Below are 17,849 nucleotides of genomic sequence, written 5' to 3'. Positions count from 1 at the left end.
TGAGTTCTCAAGGAACGGTCGCTTCCTTTGTACTCACCCTCTCGGGCTTTCCTCCGGGCTTCCCTTCGGTCTTGCGTTTCCGACTCTATCAGATCCTTTCTCGATCCGATTTCCTCGGTGCTTTCCAGGTTTCCCGCTCTCGCGGTTTCCCTTTCCGGCGTTTCCGACTCTATCAGATCCTTTCGGCGTCCGATTCCCCGTCGGAGGGGGGTGTCTTCCCGGCCCTTCGGCCGTTCCGACGAGTGAGACTTTAGCGGATTCCTTGACTCCGACCTAATCGGGGCCTGCGTCCTTTCGAACGCGGATTCCTCATTCACGCATGAATACGCGCGCCGAAGAACACGGCGAAAGTTCGCCGAGTAGTGGCTGGTACCTGCGGAATGGCTGTCCGGGGACCGACCGGAGTCGGCTCTCACGTCGGACAACTCGAAGAACCCTACGGATCAGGTCGAGGTGTGTCAACTCCCGGCGGGACGGCGCTCCGGAGGCGTAGTCTGCGGTCCATGACTACGCGTACGTGCCACCAGCAGTGGTGGGCCGCCTGACGGCGGCCGGGTTCACGTATGCGCTCAACGGCCGCCGCCTCGGCGGCCGTTCTCGTATCTCCCTCCAGAGCTCCTGAGGGCCGGCCGCCGGGACGGCGGTCTCGACCAGGAGGTGGAGTGGAGATGACACGGGTCTTCAGCGGGATCAAGCCGACCGGGCATCTGACGCTGGGGAACTACCTGGGCGCCATGCGGCGGTGGGCCGAGGTGGACCAGCATGAGGCGGACGCCGTGTTCTGCGTCGTCGATCTGCACGCGCTGACCGTCGACCACGATCCGGCGCGGGTGCGCAGGCTCAGTCGGCAGGCGGCGACGCTGTTGCTGGCGGCAGGGCTGGATCCGGAACTCTGCACCGTGTTCGTGCAGAGCCATGTCGACGAGCACGCGCGGCTGTCGTACGTGCTCGAGTGCGTGGCGACCGACGGTGAGATGCGGCGGATGATCCAGTACAAGGAGAAGGCGGCGCGGGAGCGGGCGCGGGGCGGGAGTGTGCGGCTGTCGCTGCTGACGTACCCGGTGCTGATGGCCGCGGACATCCTGGCGTACCGGACCGATGAGGTGCCCGTGGGGGACGACCAGGCGCAACACGTGGAGTTGGCGCGGGATCTGGCGGTGCGGTTCAACCAGCGGTACGGGCAGACGTTCGTGGTGCCGAGGGCGACGCGTCCGGAGGTGGCGGCGCGGGTGATGAACCTGCAGGAGCCGGCTTCGAAGATGGGGAAGAGCGACGACTGCGGGCCGGGGATCGTGTACCTCCTCGACGAGCCGGACACGGTGCGGAAGAAGATCATGCGGGCCGTGACCGACAGTGGGCGGCATGTCGTCCACGACCGGGAAAGGCGGCCCGGGGTGGCGAACCTGCTGGAGATTCTCGCTGCGTGTACGGGTGGGGATCCGAAGGCGCTCGGTGAGGGGTACACCTCGTACGGAGCATTGAAGAAGGACACCGCGGAGGCCGTCGTCGAGGTGCTGCGGCCCGTGCAGGCGCGGCACAAGGAGTTGTGCGCGGATGCTCCGTACGTGGAGGACGTGTTGCGGCGCGGGGCGGACAGAGCCCGGGCGATGGCACGGCCGGTCGTGGATGCCGCTTATCGGGCGATCGGGCTGCTGCCCGCGGGTGCGGAGGCCGTCGTGAACGCGGCCCGGTAGGCGCGGGGGCTGGTGGCGAGGCGTGCTGCGAAGTGCTGGCGCATCGTCACCTCGCTGCCGAAGCCGGCACGGCGGGCGACCTCGGGCATGGGGAGGTCGGTGCGTTCGAGGAGTTTCTGGGCCGCGGCGATGCGCTGGTCGAGGAGCCAGCGGAGGGGGGTGGTGCCCGTCGCGGCCGTGAAGTGGCGGGCGAAGCTGCGGGGGGACATGCCCGCGTGGGCCGCCAGGTCGGCGACCGTCAGGGGTTCGTGGAGGTGGCGCATGGCGTGTTCACGTACGTCGGCGAGGGCGTCGGCTTCGCGGTCCGCGCGCGGGGTCGGGTGCTCGATGAACTGCGCCTGGGTGCCGGTACGGAAGGGGGCGGTGACCATGGACCGTGCGATGGTGGCCGCCGCCTCGGCGCCGTGGGCGCGGCGGACCAGGTGGAGGCAGAGGTCGATGCCGGCTGCCGTGCCGGCCGCGGTCCACATGTTGTCGTCCTCGATGAAGAGGGCGTCGGGGACGACTGTGACGTGCGGGTGTTGTGCGCGCAGCAGGTCGACGAGGTTCCAGTGGGTGATGGCGCGGCGGCCGTCGAGGAGGCCTGCCTGGGCGAGGGTGAAGGCTCCGCCGCAGAGGGCGGCGAGGGTGGTGCCGCGGCTGTGGGCTCGGCGGAGGGCGTCGAGGACGGGGGCGGGAGCGGGGGTGAGGTGGTCGTCCAGGCCGGGGATCAGGATGAGGTCGGCGCGGTCCAGCCAGGTGAGGGTGCGGTCGGGGAGCAGGGAGAGGCCGCCGCGCATGGGAACGGGGGTGCTGGTGTCGGTGGCGACGCGGCGCAGTTCGAAGGCGGGGGCGCCGCGGTCGGTGCGGTCGGTGCCCCAGACCTCGGTGATGACGGAGACGTCGAAGGCGCGGATGCCGGGGAAGGCGACGACGGCGATGCGGTGGGCTCGGGCTCGGGCCAGGGGGCGCATGGATGGCAGTAAACCATCGATCGCTGACTTTTGCGCCTCTGGGGTGCGGCGGGCCGGAGCGCGAGGATCGTGGGCATGGAGATCACGGAGAACGCAGCACTGGTCGTCGTGGACGTGCAGAAGGGCTTCGAGGAGGCCGATTTCTGGGGGCCGCGGAACAACTTGGGGGCCGATGACAACATCGCGGCGTTGATCGACGTATGGCAGTCGACGGGGCGGCCGGTCGTCTTCGTACGGCATGACTCGTCGAAGCCTCGGTCGCCGCTGCGGCTGGGATACGAGGGGAACGACCTCAAGGAGTACGTGCAGGAGCGGCGCGGGAAGGGGGCGGGGTCCGAACTGTTCGTGACGAAGACCGTGAACTCCGCCTTCCTCGGGACGCCGGATCTGGGCGCCTGGTTGACGGCGGAGGGGATCTCGCAGGTCGTGGTGGCCGGGATCCAGACGAACATGTGCGTGGAGACGACGGCCCGGATGGGCGGGAACCTCGGGTACGACGTGGTGGTGCCGTACGACGCGACGTACACCTTCGATGTGGTGGGGCCGTTCGGCTGGCGGCGCGGTGCGGACGAGGTGGCGCAGGCGTCGGCGGTGTCGTTGCACGGGGGCGGGTTCGCGCGGGTGGTCACGACGCGGGAGGTGGTGGAGGCGGCGGGCTGAGCGCCGCCCGCCGGGAGTTCAGTCCTTCTTGCCGGAGGCCAGTTCGCGGCTGCGGTCGCGGGCCGCTTCGAGGGCGGCGATGAGGGCGGCCCGTACGCCGTGGTTCTCCAGTTCGCGGATGGCGTTGATCGTGGTGCCCGCGGGGGACGTGACGTTCTCGCGGAGCTTGACCGGGTGTTCGCCGCTGTCTCGGAGCATGGTGGCCGCGCCGATGGCGGACTGGACGATCAGGTCGTGGGCCTTGTCGCGGGGCAGGCCGAGCAGGATGCCGGCGTCGGTCATGGCTTCGACCAGGTAGAAGAAGTAGGCGGGGCCGGAGCCGGACAGGGCGGTGCAGGCGTCCTGCTGGGACTCGGGGACGCGGAGGGTCTTGCCGACGGCGCCGAAGATCTCCTCGGTGTGGGTGAGGTGTCCGGCGGTGGCGTGGGTGCCGGCGGAGATGACGGACATGGCCTCGTCGACGAGGGCGGGGGTGTTCGTCATGACGCGGACGACCGGGGTGCCGGGGGCGAGGCGTTCCTCGAAGAAGGAGGTGGGGATGCCGGCGGCGCCGCTGATGATCAGGCGGTCGGTGGGAACGTGGGGGGCGAGCTCGTCGAGGAGCGTGCCCATGTCCTGCGGCTTGACCGTGAGGATGAGGGTGTCGGCGGTCTTGGCGGCCTCGGCGTTGGTGACCGGGGTGACTCCGTGGCGGGTGCGGAGTTCCTCGGCGCGTTCGCGGCGGCGGGCGGTGACCAGGAGGTCGGCGGGGGCCCAGCCGGCTCGGATCATTCCGCTGAGGAGGGCTTCGCCGATCTTGCCGGTGCCGAGGACTGCGACTTTCTGGGGCATGGGGTCATTTTGGCACCGGGGGTGCGGGGAGGTGGCGGGTGTCCGGTGGGCGGGATGTTCTCGCCCCCGCCGCCCTCACCCATTCCCGTCTCCAGGGGCTCCGCCCCTTCGACCCCGCCGGGGGCTGCGCCCCCTGGACCCCCGCGGGGCTCCGCCCCTGCACCCCGCCGGGGCTCCGCCCCGGACCCCGTCGGCCTGAACGGCCTCGTCCTCAAACGCCGGACGGGCTGAGTAATGCTGAACGGGGCTGAGTAATGCCGGACGGGTCTGAGTGATGCCGGACGGGGCTGAGTGGTACCCGGTCTTCACGCCGTTCGACGGCGCAGCGTCGCCGCTCCCAGGGTCAGTACCAGGAGCGCGCAGCCCGCCACGATCAGGACGTCTCGTACGAATGTCGTCGTCATGTCCGTGTGGTGGAGGACCTCGTTCATGCCGTCGACCGCGTAGGACATGGGGAGGGCGTCGGAGATGGCTTCCAGGGCGGGGTGCATGGCGGGGCGGGGGGTGAAGAGGCCGCAGAGGAGGAGTTGGGGAAAGATCACGGCGGGCATGAACTGGACCGCCTGGAATTCGGAGGCCGCGAAGGCGGAGACGAAGAGGCCGAGGGCTGTGCCGAGGAGGGCGTCCAGGAGGGCGACGAGGAGGAGCAGCCAGGGGCTGCCCGTGACGTCGAGGCCCAGGACCCAGAGCGCCAGGCCCGTCGCCAGTGCCGACGGGATGATCGCCAGGGCACCGAAGGCGAGCGCGTAGCCGGCGATGAGGTCGCCCTTGCCGAGGGGCATGGCGAGGAGGCGTTCGAGGGTGCCGGAGGTGCGTTCGCGCAGGGTGGCGATGGAGGTGACCAGGAACATCGTGATCAACGGGAAGATGCCGAGGAGTGAGGCGCCGATGTTGTCGAAGGTGCGCGGGCTGCCGTCGAAGACGTAGCGCAGCAGGAGCAGCATCAGGCAGGGGATCAGCAGCAGCAGAGCGATCGTGCGCGGGTCGTGGCGGAGCTGGCGCAGGACTCGGCCTGCGGTGGCGAGTGCCCTGCTTGTCATCGTGCCGTCTCCTTCGGGTGTGCCGCGGCGGCCGCCTCGTCCACCAGGTGCAGGAAGGCCGCCTCGACGGTGTCGGCGCCGGTGCGGGAGCGGAGGGCGTCGGGGGTGCCGTCGGCGAGGATCTCGCCCTCGCGCATGAGGAGGAGGCGGTGGCAGCGCTCGGCCTCGTCCATGACGTGGGAGGAGACGAGGAGGGTGGCGCCGCGGGTGGTGGCGAGTTCGTGGAAGAGGTTCCACAGGTCGCGGCGCAGGACCGGGTCGAGGCCGACGGTGGGCTCGTCGAGGACCAGGAGTTCGGGGGTGCCGAGGAGGGCGACGGCGAGGGAGACGCGGCCGCGCTGGCCGCCGGAGAGGTTGCCGGCGAGTGTGTCGGCGTGGGTGGTGAGGTCTACGTCGGCGATGGCCCGGGTGACGGCTTCGTGGCGGCGTTCGGCTGCGGTGGGGGTGCCCCCGCGCGAGCGTGTTCGAGCGTGGGGGAGGCCGGGGTCGAGGATCGCGGCGAAGTAGTCGAGGTTCTGGCGGACGGTGAGGTCGTCGTAGACGGAGGGGGCCTGGGTGACATAGCCGACGCGGGTGCGGAGGGTGGGGTGGCCGGCGGGGCGGCCGAGGACCTGGAGGGTGCCGGTGACCTTGGTCTGGGTGCCGACGACGGCTCGCATGAGGGTCGACTTGCCGCATCCGGAGGGTCCCAGCAGGCCGGTGATCTGGCCGCGGGGGACGGTGAAGTCGAGGGCGTGCAGGACGGTGCGGGGGCCTCGGACGACGGTGAGGCCCGCGGCCTGGACGGCCGGTGCCCCGGGAGGGTCGGCGGCATAATTCATCATGTGATGAATAATCCTCCCGGGGCTGGGTGCCGTCAAGCGAAGGCCACGAGCAGCTCCACGTCGTAGACCTCCTCCACCGTGCCGTCGGGGAAGGCGGTGAGGAGGTGGGCGCGCTCCTCGGCGAGAAGGGCGTCACTGGTCGCCGGATCCTGGACCAGGAAGATCGACTGGCTGCCGAGGTTGGCGAGATGGGTGTCGACGGAGACGCGGCGGCTCCAGCGGACCGTGCGGTCGGCGAAGTCCAGTCGGCCGCTGGGGTCGGCGAGGGCGGACCGTGAACTGTCGGCCACCTCCCTGCGGCGGTCGACGTCGAAGTGGCGCTCCAGACGGTCGTTCTGCGCGTCGATCCACGGGACACCGGCGGCGCTCTTGTTCCACCACAGCGCGAGGGCGCCGCCGGGACGCAGCACGCGCAGCGCCTCCGGGACCGAGCGGGCCGGGTCGGTCCAGTGCCATGCCTGGGCGTAGGTGAGGAAGTCGGCGCAGGCGTCGGCCAGCGGGAGGGCGTCGCCGTTGCCGCGGACCAGGGGGACGTCGGGGAGGACGCGGCGGAACTGGGCCGCCATGCCGGCGCCGGGTTCGACGGCGATCACGTCGGCGCCGCGGGCGCGCAGGAGCGCGGTGGCTATGCCGGTGCCGGCGCCGACGTCCACGACGCGGGCACCGGACAGGGGGCGGCCGGCGAGTTCCTCGACGGCGTCGAAGAGGGCGGGCGGGTAGGAGGGGCGGTTCGCGGCGTACTGGGCGGCGGCGCTGTTGAAGGAGTGGGCGCGGGAGGGGGGCGGCGACGCCGACGGAATCGTGGTCATACGGCCATGCTGGCCGGGACCGCGGATACGGGCGCCTTCTTTTCTTGATCCTTACGACGCGCGGGTGTGCGGCCGGAGCGGGCGGACCGGATCATGCACCGGTACCGCTGACGGCGCCCCCGTCACCCCTGGCGGCGGCGCTTCTTGGACGGGTTCCCCGTGCGGCGCGCGGAGCGGCGCGCGTACTGGGTGCGGGCCTCTTCGTACTCGGCGCGGTGCAGTTTCTCGCCGGGGGCCTCGATGAGGGAGCGGAAGAAGTAGGCGGCGAGCGAGCCGACGAAGCCGATGGCCAGCAGGCCGCGCAGGGAGGCCTGGCGGGCCGGGTCGTGGCGCTTGTCGAAGCCGGCCCAGGCGTTGCCGAAGGCCAGCGCGCTGCAGATCGCGAACATCGCGATGACCAGGACGGTGACGAAGGCGCCGCTGCCCGCGATCTGCAGGCCCTGGTAGGCGAAGCGCAGGACGAGACAGGAGGCGACGGCCGCCGCGAGCGAGCCGACGGCGACGGCCGCGCGGCGGGCCGCGTAGCCGTTGTCGTGGTCCACCCAGGTCGTCCCGAAGAAACGCAGGGGCTCGGGGCGGGGGCCGCCACCCGGGGTGCCGTCCGGGGAGCCCGCCGGGGTGTCCGGGGTGCCGGTCTCGTCGCTCACCGGACGATTATCTCCGGACGGCGGGGCGGGCTCCGTGGCGGGTCAGGAGCAGCGGGACGTGACGTAGCCGTTGACGCCGGTGTGGACGTACGCGTCGGACACGTACTGACCGTCGCCGATGTTGTCCCAGATCTTGCTGGTGCCGTACGGACCGGTGACGGTCTGGCCCGGCGTCTGGCAGTAGATCGGCACCTTGGCGCCCTCGGCCAGGGTGCGGACGAGGCTGTAGTTGGTGCCGGGGCCGCTGCGGACGTGGAGCTGGACGCCCGGGGCGACCGAGTAGTAGTGCACGGCGGAGGCCTCGGTGGCCGTGGCCGTGGCCGTCTGGGACCCGTCCCCGCCCTCGACGCCCTCGACGCCCCCGACGCCCTCGACTTCGCCTATGCCGACAACAGACATGCGCATTCCCCCCGTTCGACCCCATGACTGCCATGGGGCCCCGTTGATTCCCCTGAATCACCAGACGAAACATCTGTACGTGAATCGCACGGGAACGCTAGCAAGCCGCCTCTGTCTCGCACGAGTCATCGACTAGGCTCCGTGCGTCGCGCGCGCCGACGAAGAGCACGGGGGTGGTCCCATGGCGCCACAGCGGAACGCCGGAGCGGGCGCGGAAGCGGAACTTCCCGAGTACGCCGGTCACTACCTCCTGGAGTCGCGCCTGGGCGCGGGCGGGATGGGCGTGGTGCACCTGGCCCGCAGCACCTCCGGCATGAAGGTCGCGGTGAAGGTCGTACACGCGCAGTTCGCCAGGGATCCGGAGTTCCGTGGCCGGTTCCGGCAGGAGGTGGCCGCCGCCCGGCGGGTGAGCGGCGCGTTCACCGCGCCGGTCGTGGACGCCGATCCGGAGGCCGAACGACCCTGGATGGCAACGCTGTTCATCCCGGGACAGACCCTGGCCGAGCATGTGAAGGAGCACGGGGCCATGGCCCCGGACCGGTTGCGCCGGCTGATGGCCGGGCTGGCCGAGGCGCTGCGCGACATCCACCGGGTGGGGGTCGTGCACCGCGACATGAAACCGAGCAACGTGCTGCTCGCCGATGACGGCCCGAAGGTCATCGACTTCGGCATCTCCCGGCCGAAGGACAGCGAACTGCGGACCGAGACCGGGAAGTTGATAGGCACTCCGCCGTTCATGGCGCCGGAGCAGTTCCGGCGCCCGCGGGAGGTCGGTCCGGCCGCCGACGTCTTCGCCCTGGGATCGGTCATGGTGCACGCGGCGACGGGGCGGGGGCCGTTCGACTCCGACAGTCCCTATGTCGTGGCGTACCAGGTCGTGCACGACGAGCCGGACCTGACCGGCGTACCGGAGAACCTGGCGCCGCTGGTGCGGCGTTGCCTCGCCAAGGAGCCGGAGCTGCGACCCACGCCCGACGAACTGATGCGGGAACTGCGGTCGGTGGCGGCCTCGTACGACACGCAGACCTTCATACCGGCGCAGCGCACGGCCGACACGCCCGCGGACGCGGCATGGACCCGCGGGGAGACGGGCGGGGAGCCCGAGGTCTCGGAGTCCGCGGCGACCGGGCCCGGGGCCGCCGTACCTGAGGCCGCCGAGCCCGGGGGCGCCGAGCCCGGGTCCGTGGCGCCCGGAGGGCTCCGCAAGGGGCGCCGGGGCCGGTGGTGGGGTGTCGCGGCAGGGGTGCTGGCTCTCGTGGTCGGCGGTGCGGTCGCCTCGGTACGGTTGATCGACGATCCCGCTCCCCAGTCGGCCGGGGGCGGCTCGCAGACCGTGTCGGCCGGTGCGCCCGCCGACAGGTTCGAGCCGTGGAAGGCCGAGCCGGGGTCCGCCGGCGCCGGGACGGCACAGTGCTCGTCCATCGCCGACGCGTTGGTCTGCGCGCAGTCGGGTCGGGTCTACGCCCTCTCTCCGTCCGACGGGAGCGTGCTCTGGCGGCACTCGGCCACCACGGCCCCCGGGGGCGGGCCGCCCGTGCTGTCGGGTGGGCTCGTGCAGATCGTGACGGACGGGGGTCGGCACGTGCAGGCGCTCGACCCCGCGTCCGGCAAGGTCCGCCGGCAGCAGGACCTCCCCACGCCCGGCGGAGGACTGCGGTACGCCGGTGACACCCTCCTGCTCACCGGGACCGACGGGACGGTCACCGGCGTGGACGGCGCCTCGGGCCGGACGAAATGGCACCGCCGGGTGCCGGGGCAGACGATGCCGCTGTTCCAGTGGTTCGCCGGGGACCGGCTGGCGTACACGGCGAGCACCTCCGACGACGGGTCGGGCACACAGGTCACGGCGGTGGACCCGGACACGGGTGACGTGCGGTGGGAGAGGCGGTTCGAGGGATCACTGGAGCCCGTCGGCAGCAGTGGCGGGTCCCTCTACTTCCTCTCCGTCGACCCGGCCTACGGAACGGCGCGGGCGGTGGTCCGCTACACCCCGGGGTCCGGGGCGACGCGGCGTGTGCCGCTGCCCACCGCGGGCGAGGACGTCCACGCCACGGTACGCGGGGACGTGGTCTACCTGATGGCCACCGGGGGCTCCCTGTCGGCCGTGGACACGGGCGCGCGCCGGCAGCTGTGGGAGCTGCAGACCTCGGTGAGCCGCGGCTCGGCACCGGTCGTCGACGGCGGCCATGTGTACGTCGGCATCCCCGACGGGCGGCTGCTCGCCGTCGACGCCCGGCACGGCAGGCTCCTCGGGCAGACGCCGACCCGGCTCGGCGCGCACGCGGACCGGGTCTCCGCCACGCTGTCCGAGCCCGTGGTCGTCGACGGCCACGTCTACGCCTCCGCCCCCGACGGGACCGTCTTCGCCGTCGACGGACACCGTCCGGCGGCCTGGTGACACGAAGGGGCCGCCCCCGTCGGAGGCGGCCCCTGTCCCTGACACCGTGGTGTCCGGGCGCTCAGCCCAGCCTGGTCACGTCCCGCACCGCGCCCTTGTCCGCGCTGGTCGCCATCGCCGCGTACGCCCGCAGCGCGGCCGAGACCTTGCGGTCGCGGTTCTTCGGGGCGTAGGCACCGTTCAGGGCCTGCTCGCGGCGGGCGAGTTCCGCCTCGTCGACGAGGAGCTCGATGGTGCGGTTCGGGATGTCGATGCGGATGCGGTCACCGTCCTCGACGAGGGCGATGGTGCCGCCGGAAGCGGCCTCCGGGGAGGCGTGGCCGATGGAGAGGCCCGAGGTGCCGCCGGAGAAGCGGCCGTCGGTGATCAGGGCGCAGGTCTTGCCCAGGCCGCGGCCCTTCAGGTACGAGGTCGGGTAGAGCATCTCCTGCATGCCGGGGCCGCCCTTGGGACCCTCGTAGCGGATGACGACGACGTCGCCGTCCTTGACCTCCTGGGTGAGGATCCGCTGGACGGCCTCCTCCTGGGACTCGCAGACGACCGCCGGACCCTCGAAGGTCCAGATCGACTCGTCGACGCCGGCCGTCTTCACCACGCAGCCGTCGACCGCCAGGTTGCCCTTGAGGACCGCGAGGCCGCCGTCCTTGGAGTACGCGTGCTCGACCGAGCGGATGCAGCCCTCCGCCGCGTCGTCGTCGAGGGCCTCCCAGCGCTCGGACTGGGAGAAGGCCTCGGCGGAGCGCTTGCAGCCGGGTGCCGCGTGCCACAGTTCCACCGCCTCGGGGGACGGGGAGCCGCCGCGCACGTCCCAGGTCTTCAGCCAGTCCGCCAGGGACGGGCTGTGCACGGCGTGCACGTCCTCGTTGAGCAGGCCCGCGCGGTGCAGTTCGCCGAGGAGGGCGGGGATGCCGCCGGCACGGTGCACGTCCTCCATGTAGTACGTACGGTTCTTCGCGACGTTCGGGGCGACCTTCGCCAGGCAGGGGACGCGGCGGGAGACGGCGTCGATCTGCTCCAGGCCGAAGGGGACGCCCGCCTCCTGGGCGGCGGCCAGCAGGTGCAGGATCGTGTTGGTGGAGCCGCCCATCGCGATGTCCAGGGCCATGGCGTTCTCGAAGGCCTGGAAGGTGGCGATGTTGAGCGGCAGTGCCGACTCGTCGTCCTGCTCGTAGTAGCGGCGGGTGAGGTCCATGACCGTGCGGGCCGCGTCGACGTAGAGCTGCTTGCGGGCCGTGTGGGTGGCGAGGACCGAGCCGTTGCCGGGGAGGGAGAGGCCGATCGCCTCGGTGAGGCAGTTCATCGAGTTGGCGGTGAACATGCCGGAACAGGAGCCGCAGGTCGGGCAGGCGTTCTCCTCGATACGGAGGATGTCCTCGTCCGAGATCTTGTCGTTGACGGCGTCGGAGATCGCGTCGACCAGGTCGAGCGTGCGGACCGTGCCGTCGACGAGCGTGGCCCGGCCTGACTCCATCGGGCCGCCGGAGACGAAGACCGTCGGGATGTTCAGCCGCAGGGCGGCCAGCAGCATGCCCGGGGTGATCTTGTCGCAGTTGGAGATGCAGACCAGGGCGTCGGCGCAGTGCGCCTCGACCATGTACTCCACGCTGTCCGCGATCAGGTCGCGGGAGGGCAGGGAGTAGAGCATGCCGCCGTGGCCCATCGCGATGCCGTCGTCGACGGCGATGGTGTTGAACTCGCGCGGGATGCCGCCGGCCTCGACGATCGCCTCGCTGACGATCCGGCCGACCGGCTGCAGGTGCGTGTGGCCCGGCACGAACTCGGTGAAGGAGTTGGCCACCGCGATGATGGGCTTCCGGCCGATGTCCGCACCTGGTACACCGGAGGCGCGCATAAGGGCGCGGGCGCCCGCCATGTTGCGGCCGTGGGTGACTGTGCGGGACCTCAGCTCGGGCATCGTCGCTCGCTCCTTCGAAGACCGTCCGGCAGAGACGTCTGCCGGACCCCTGCCAGAGAGTTCTGACTCTACGAGCCTACGCCGCCCCTCCAAGGGATGGACTCGAGTGTCCGGAATGCGGGACGCTTGTTCCACGGACGCGGTATACGGGCCTGGCTCAGGGATCGGTCAGGTGGCCCTGCACCACCGGCGCCACCCGCGCGATGATCTGCTCCAGGTCCGCCGAGGCCAGCGGCTCCAGCTTGATCACGTAGCGCAGCATCGCCGTGCCCACCACCTGCGCGGCCGCCAGCTCGGCCCGCAGCTCGGCGTCCGGCCGGGCGAGCTGGGCGGCGACCCGGCGCAGGAGTTGAGCGGCGACGAGCCGGCGGAAGACGGCGGCGGCGGTCTCGTTGGTCACGGCGGACCGGAGGATCGCGAGCAGGGGGGTCCGGGTCGTGGGGTTCTCCCAGACGCCGAAGACGAAGCGGGTGAACCGCTCCCCCACCTCGTCCGCCGGGCCGGCGGCCACCGCGTCGGGGGCGTTCAGGGCGGGCGCGAAGGCGACCTCGATGGCCGCCTCGAAGACCTGCTCCTTGGTGCCGAAGTAGTGGTGGACCAGCGCCGAGTCGACACCGGCGGCCTTGGCGATGCCGCGTACCGAGGTCTTCTCGTAGCCGCGCGCGGAGAACTCCTCGCGGGCCGCGGCCAGGATGCGGTCGCGGGTGTCCGCCGACTCGGTGCGCGGGGGGCGGCCGCGGCGGCGGGCGCCGGTCGCCTCGGTCACCGCCGGGGCACCTTCAGCGCGGACGCCAGGTGCAGACGGGTGAAGGCCAGGGCCTCCGCGAGGTCGGCCTCGCGTTCGGCGCCGGACATCGCCCGGCGGGTGTTCACCTCGATGACGACGTGACCGTCGAAGCCGGTCAGCGCGAGGCGCTCCAGCACCTCGGCGCAGGGCTGGGTGCCGCGGCCGGGGACCAGGTGCTCGTCCTTCGCGGAGCCCCTGCCGTCGGCGAGGTGGACGTGGCCGAGGCGGTCGCCCATCCGGTCGAGCATGTCGAGGGCGTCCGTGCGGGCGGTCGCGGCGTGGCTGAGGTCGATCGTGAAGTGCCGGTAGTCGTCCCGGGTGACGTCCCAGTCGGGGGCGTAGGCGAGCATCTCGCGGTCGCGGTAGCGCCAGGGGTACATGTTCTCCACCGCGAACCGTACGTCCGTCTCGTTCGCCATGCGCCAGATCCCGGTGACGAAGTCCCGGGCGTACTGCCGCTGCCAGCGGAACGGCGGGTGCACGACCACGGTGTCGGCGCCGAGCTTCTCGGCGGCCGCCCGGGCGCGCTGCAGCTTGGTCCAGGGATCGGTGGACCACACGCGCTGGGTGATCAGCAGACAGGGCGCGTGCACGGCCAGGATCGGTATCCCGTGGTAGTCGGACAGCCGGCGCAGTGCCTCGATGTCCTGGCTGACCGGGTCGGTCCACACCATGACCTCGACGCCGTCGTAACCGAGGCGCGCGGCCATCTCGAAGGCCGTCGCCGTGGACTCCGGGTACACCGAGGCCGTGGACAGGGCGACCTTCGCATCTGGGATGCGGACGGGATCTGCCATGAGGGACAGGTTACGGTGTGCGGTCGCCGGAGTGCGGGGTGCCCATGAGCCGTTGTGGGGTTTCCCACGGGGCGGTGCGGACGGTGCCGTGACCTGACACGGGCACCGGTCCCGCTCCTCCTCTATCGGGTCTATCGGGTCTTCCGGGTCGCTACACCGACTCCATGTGAACCGACCCCATGTGATCGAGCCGCCGCAGGATCACGCCCTCCCTGAGCGCCCACGGGCAGATCTCCAGGTTCTCCACGCCGAACAGGTCCATCGCGGCCTCGGCCACCAGGGCGCCGGCGACGAGCTGGCCGGCACGGCCGTCGGAGACGCCGGGGAGTTCGGCGCGCTCGGCGGTGGTCATGCAGGCCAGGCGGGGCACCCAGGCCTGCAGGGACTCGCGCTTGAGCTCGCGCTGGACGTACAGGCCCTCCGCGGAGCGGGCCGCGCCGGCTATGCGGGCCAGCTGCTTGAAGGTCTTGGAGGTGGCGACCACGTGGTCGGGGGCGCCGAAGCGGGTGAACTCACCGACCGTGCGGGCGATCTCGGTGCGCACATGGCGGCGCAGTGTCCTGATCGCCTCGGGGCTGGGCGGGTCGCCGGGCAGCCGGCCGGCGGTGAGCCGGCCCGCGCCGAGCGGGAGGGAGACGGCGGCGTCCGGCTCCTCGTCGATGCCGTAGGCGATCTCCAGGGAGCCGCCGCCGATGTCCAGGACCAGGAGCTTCCCGGCCGACCAGCCGAACCAGCGGCGGGCGGCGAGGAAGGTGAGGCGGGCCTCCTCGGCGCCGGAGAGGACCTGGAGCTCGACGCCGGTGGCGTCCCGGACCCGGGCCAGCACCTCGTCGGCGTTGCTCGCCTCACGGACGGCGGAGGTGGCGAACGGCAGCAGGTCCTCGACGCCCTTGTCCTCCGCGGCCTGTAGCGCGTCCCGGACGACGCCGATCAGTTTGTCGACGCCCTCGGCGCCGATGGCGCCGCTGCCGTCGAGGAGCTGGGCGAGCCGCAGCTCGGCCTTGTGCGAATGCGCGGGCAGGGGGCGCGCGCCGGGGTGTGCGTCAACCACCAGCAGATGCACCGTGTTCGAACCCACGTCCAGGACACCGAGTCTCATGTACGGAACGCTACCCACCGCGGGGCTGTTCTCAGGTCCCGGAGCGGCCGCTTGCCGCTTACCCTGGACGGGTGCCAAAGACGAAAAAGGCGAAGACCGACAAATCCTCCAAGGGTCAGAAGGATTCTGCGGATTCTTCGCAGGTGAAGGCGCCCAAGTCCGGAAAGGCCCCCATGGTGAGCTCCAGGGCGAGCGACGAGAAGGGGCTCGACTTCGCGCGCGCGTGGGTGGAGTTCCCGGATCCGGCGGACGACGAGCAGGTCTTCCGGTGCGATCTGACATGGCTGACCTCCCGGTGGAACTGCATCTTCGGCAGCGGCTGCCAGGGCATCCAGGCGGGCCGCGCGGACGACGGGTGCTGCACGCTGGGTGCCCACTTCTCCGACGAGGACGACGAGAAGCGGGTCGCCGAGCATGTGGCGAGGCTCACCCCGGACATCTGGCAGCACCACGACGAGGGTCTGGCGGGCGGCTGGATCTCCGAGGACGAGGACGGTTCCCGGCAGACCCGCCCCTTCCAGGGCTCCTGCATCTTCCAGAACCGGCCCGGCTTCGCGGGCGGCATGGGCTGCTCGCTGCACATCCTGGCGCTGCGCGAGGGCCGCGAGCCGCTGGAGACCAAGCCCGACGTGTGCTGGCAGCTCCCGATCCGGCGGACCTACGACTGGATCGACCGGCCCGACGACACGCGCGTGCTGCAGGTGTCCATCGGCGAGTACGACCGCCGCGGCTGGGGTCCGGGCGGCCACGACCTGCACTGGTGGTGCACGTCGGCGACCTCCGCCCATGGGGCGGGCGAGCCGGTCTACGTCTCCTACCGGGCCGAACTGACCGAGCTGATGGGCAAGGCCGGTTACGACCGCCTGGTGGAGCTGTGCGAGCAGCGCCTGGCCTCCCAGCTGCCGCTGGTGGCGCCGCACCCGGCGGATCCGGTCTGAGCGTTCCGGAGCGGGGCATGCTGTCGCGGGACATCCAGGGGGTGTCTTGTGGAACAGGCCGGTTGAGACCGACGGCGCCTTCCAGCCGACCCGAGCGGGGGCGATGGGGGTGCCCCCGCGCGAGCTCGTTCGAGCGTGGGGGAGTCGAGGACCGACGACAACGCCGGTGGGGGCCCCGCCCGCTCGAGCGAAGTCGAGAGCGGGGGAGTGCGTGCCAGACCCCGCGACCCCGGCGTGATCCACAAGGCACCCCCTAGGGCCCGGTCGGAGGGGTCTGGGTGTCGTCGGCGGTCGGTGGGGGCGTAGGGCTGCCGGGGTTGTCCGGTGGGGACGACGGGGTGGTCGGTGGCGGGGTCGGGTCGGTCGGCGGGGGCGGGTCGGTCGGTGCCGGGTCCGTGGGAGCCGGGGTCGTGGGGGCCGGGTCCGGGCCCGTGGTGGGAGGCGGGTCCGCCGGTCTCGAGGGGCCGGTGGGGGCGGTGCCGTAGCCCTCGATCGAGACGACGGCGCCCGCCGGGGCGATCCTGACCCGGGCGGCCCAGTGGCCGGCGGGCTCCCGCAGCTGGTCGACGTACACCCTGACCGTGAGCGACTCGCCGGGCCGGAGGGTTCCCGAGGACCGGCTGAGGTAGAGCCAGTCGGCCGAGGTGGCGGCCGACCAGCGGACCGGGGAGGGGCCCGACGCGGTGAGCCTGATGAGCGTGGTGTCGCCGCGGGTGGCGGCCGTGACCGCGAGGTGTCCCGCTCCCTTGTGCCCGGCCCGGGGGGAGCTGATCACCTCCACGGACACGTCGGAGGAGCCGTCCTTGGCGAGGCGCTTGCCGGGGACGCTGGCGTTGCCGGCGTTCTCGTAGCCGCCGGCCGGGGCGCCGTCGAGACCGTCGAACATGTGTGCCTCGCGCGCGGTGGCGGCGGGGCCGTCCTGACCCTCCCCGACCGGGGTGCCCCGGTAGGCGGCCCACAGGGCCAGCACGGGGGCGGCGACCACGGTGGCGACGACGGTCGTGGTGACGGCACGCGCGCGGATGCGGTCCCGGCGGGCGGCGCGGTCCTTGGGGTCCATGGGAAAGCCCCGCCGGTCGAAGCGGGGCACGGCGGTGCCCCGCGCGCGTGGGTGATGGGCCAGGGCGACGTGCAGGGCCGCGCGGGGTGCCTCCAGTACTGGCAGCTCGGCAGGGGTGATGGTGGCGCCGGGCCAGTGTCCCGAGGCCGCGCGCTCCGCGGTGCGGCGGCAGCGCGGGCAGTCGTCGACGTGCCGCACCAGCTCGCGTCGCAGGGCGCTGCTGAGCACCAGCTGCCGGTCGCCGGTGAGCCGGTCGACGCCGGGACAGCCGCCGGCCTCGACGACGGCGAGGGCGGCGCGGGTGCGCTCGACCTCGCAGGCGGCGGACGCCAGCAGTTCGCGGGCGGCGGCGAGGCTCATGCCGAGGACGGCGGCGACCTCGTGGGCGGCGAGGTGGTGGCGCACGGCGAGTTCGAGCGCCTCGCGCTGCTCCGGGCTGGTCCCGGCGGCCTCCGGCCAGGCCAGCAGGGCGAGTTCGCGGCGCCGCTCCTCCTGGGCCTCCTCGGACACGGGCACGTCGGCGGGCTGTTTCGCGGGTTGTTTCCCGGGCGCCGTGCGGCCCGCCGCGTGCGTGGCCTGACGTTTCTGCTTGGCCTCGGCCAGCTTGCGCAGGCACGCCCAGCGGGCCAGCGCGTACAGCCAGGCCCTGCGGTCGTCCGCCGCGTCCGGCATCCGCTGCCCGCGCCGCTCGGCGAGCGCGAGGACGTCGCCCAGCGCGGCGGTCGCGGCGTCGTGGTCGCACAGCACGGACAGGCAGTAGGTGAACAGGCCGTCCAGGTAGGGGTCGTAGCGCGCGGGCGGCTGCTGCGCCAGCGTGCGCGCCGCAGCACGATCGCGAGCCTCCCGGTGCGCTCGATGTGCGCCGGTGGTGCGGGTCGATGTCTCCGGACTGCTGCTCATCACCCGTGCGACCGTAGGCGGCTGTGGATGAACCATTCCGGCGCCTTGAGCACATTTAATCCGTACGGGTGAAACGATCCCTCATAAGGGGACAGGAA

Annotated in this window: 16 protein-coding genes; 4 read left to right on the top strand and 12 right to left on the bottom strand. The window is 72.1% G+C overall.

Features of this window, described 5'->3' with window-relative positions; all coding sequences use genetic code 11:
• Positions 1-668: 668 nt before the first annotated feature.
• Positions 669-1,694 (top strand): tryptophan--tRNA ligase, encoded by a 1,026-nt coding sequence (gene trpS, locus ACFY0F_RS38015; RefSeq protein ID WP_388805383.1) that lies wholly within the window; start codon positions 669-671, stop codon positions 1,692-1,694.
• On the opposite strand, the gene ACFY0F_RS38010 is transcribed toward trpS, so the two are convergent.
• The gene (locus ACFY0F_RS38010; RefSeq protein WP_388805377.1) at positions 1,634-2,647 is read right to left on the bottom strand and encodes a GlxA family transcriptional regulator; all 1,014 of its coding nucleotides are present in this window, start codon (positions 2,645-2,647) and stop codon (positions 1,634-1,636) included. The two genes, trpS and ACFY0F_RS38010, sit on opposite strands and share 61 nt — an antisense overlap.
• Before the next feature lie 75 nt (positions 2,648-2,722).
• Here ACFY0F_RS38010 and ACFY0F_RS38005 point away from each other — a divergent pair, with 75 nt between their 5' ends.
• Positions 2,723-3,307: a cysteine hydrolase family protein gene (locus tag ACFY0F_RS38005; RefSeq protein WP_388805374.1), complete on the top strand. Its 585-nt coding sequence runs from the start codon at positions 2,723-2,725 to the stop codon at positions 3,305-3,307.
• An 18-nt stretch (positions 3,308-3,325) separates the two neighbouring features.
• Here ACFY0F_RS38005 and proC read toward each other — a convergent pair whose 3' ends face one another.
• The 6 genes from proC to ACFY0F_RS37975 all read right to left on the bottom strand — a co-directional run bounded on the left by proC (position 3,326) and on the right by ACFY0F_RS37975 (position 7,857).
• The gene (proC, locus tag ACFY0F_RS38000; protein WP_388805371.1) at positions 3,326-4,138 is read right to left on the bottom strand and encodes a pyrroline-5-carboxylate reductase; all 813 of its coding nucleotides are present in this window, start codon (positions 4,136-4,138) and stop codon (positions 3,326-3,328) included.
• Positions 4,139-4,443: 305 nt separating this feature from the next.
• Positions 4,444-5,178, bottom strand: coding sequence for an ABC transporter permease (locus ACFY0F_RS37995; RefSeq protein WP_388805368.1), 735 nt, complete (start codon positions 5,176-5,178; stop codon positions 4,444-4,446).
• Complete coding sequence (locus tag ACFY0F_RS37990; RefSeq protein WP_388805365.1) at positions 5,175-6,002, bottom strand: ABC transporter ATP-binding protein; 828 nt, start codon at positions 6,000-6,002, stop codon at positions 5,175-5,177. The genes ACFY0F_RS37995 and ACFY0F_RS37990 overlap by 4 nt, the downstream gene beginning before the upstream one ends.
• 32 nt (positions 6,003-6,034) lie before the next feature.
• On the bottom strand, positions 6,035-6,811 hold the full coding sequence (locus ACFY0F_RS37985) for a class I SAM-dependent methyltransferase (RefSeq protein WP_388805362.1): 777 nt from the start codon (positions 6,809-6,811) through the stop codon (positions 6,035-6,037).
• A 122-nt stretch (positions 6,812-6,933) separates the two neighbouring features.
• On the bottom strand, positions 6,934-7,458 hold the full coding sequence (locus tag ACFY0F_RS37980) for an EamA/RhaT family transporter (protein WP_388805359.1): 525 nt from the start codon (positions 7,456-7,458) through the stop codon (positions 6,934-6,936).
• Positions 7,459-7,500: 42 nt separating this feature from the next.
• Entirely contained in the window at positions 7,501-7,857 is a 357-nt protein-coding gene (locus ACFY0F_RS37975) for an SH3 domain-containing protein (protein ID WP_388805356.1), read from the bottom strand.
• Between the two features lie 181 nt (positions 7,858-8,038).
• On the opposite strand from ACFY0F_RS37975, the gene ACFY0F_RS37970 reads away from it, so the two are divergent.
• Positions 8,039-10,255 carry a serine/threonine-protein kinase gene (locus tag ACFY0F_RS37970; protein WP_388805352.1) on the top strand — a complete coding sequence of 739 codons (2,217 nt, stop codon included), beginning with the start codon at positions 8,039-8,041 and terminating at the stop codon, positions 10,253-10,255.
• 61 nt (positions 10,256-10,316) lie between these two features.
• Here the strand turns inward: ACFY0F_RS37970 and ilvD are convergent, their stop codons facing one another.
• The 4 genes from ilvD to ACFY0F_RS37950 form a co-directional block, all read right to left on the bottom strand.
• Positions 10,317-12,170, bottom strand: a complete 1,854-nt coding sequence (gene ilvD, locus ACFY0F_RS37965; protein ID WP_388805349.1) for a dihydroxy-acid dehydratase — start codon at positions 12,168-12,170, stop codon at positions 10,317-10,319.
• A 157-nt stretch (positions 12,171-12,327) separates the two neighbouring features.
• The gene (locus ACFY0F_RS37960) at positions 12,328-12,936 is read right to left on the bottom strand and encodes a TetR family transcriptional regulator (RefSeq protein WP_388805346.1); all 609 of its coding nucleotides are present in this window, start codon (positions 12,934-12,936) and stop codon (positions 12,328-12,330) included.
• A complete protein-coding gene (locus tag ACFY0F_RS37955; RefSeq protein WP_388805343.1) occupies positions 12,933-13,754 on the bottom strand; it encodes a sugar phosphate isomerase/epimerase family protein in 822 nt (273 codons plus the stop codon). The genes ACFY0F_RS37960 and ACFY0F_RS37955 overlap by 4 nt, the downstream gene beginning before the upstream one ends.
• Before the next feature lie 151 nt (positions 13,755-13,905).
• The gene (locus ACFY0F_RS37950; protein ID WP_388805340.1) at positions 13,906-14,853 is read right to left on the bottom strand and encodes a Ppx/GppA family phosphatase; all 948 of its coding nucleotides are present in this window, start codon (positions 14,851-14,853) and stop codon (positions 13,906-13,908) included.
• A gap of 71 nt (positions 14,854-14,924) precedes the next feature.
• Between ACFY0F_RS37950 and ACFY0F_RS37945 the strand changes: the two genes are divergently transcribed.
• A complete protein-coding gene (locus ACFY0F_RS37945) occupies positions 14,925-15,791 on the top strand; it encodes a hypothetical protein (protein ID WP_388805338.1) in 867 nt (288 codons plus the stop codon).
• A 253-nt stretch (positions 15,792-16,044) separates the two neighbouring features.
• Here ACFY0F_RS37945 and ACFY0F_RS37940 read toward each other — a convergent pair whose 3' ends face one another.
• Positions 16,045-17,751 carry a hypothetical protein gene (locus tag ACFY0F_RS37940; protein ID WP_388805335.1) on the bottom strand — a complete coding sequence of 569 codons (1,707 nt, stop codon included), beginning with the start codon at positions 17,749-17,751 and terminating at the stop codon, positions 16,045-16,047.
• Positions 17,752-17,849: the final 98 nt, after the last annotated feature.

Origin of the sequence: Streptomyces sp. NPDC001544 (assembly GCF_042894285.1) — a bacterium.
In the GTDB taxonomy this organism is placed as follows: domain Bacteria; phylum Actinomycetota; class Actinomycetes; order Streptomycetales; family Streptomycetaceae; genus Streptomyces.
This window is presented reverse-complemented; position numbering and strand designations above follow the sequence as displayed.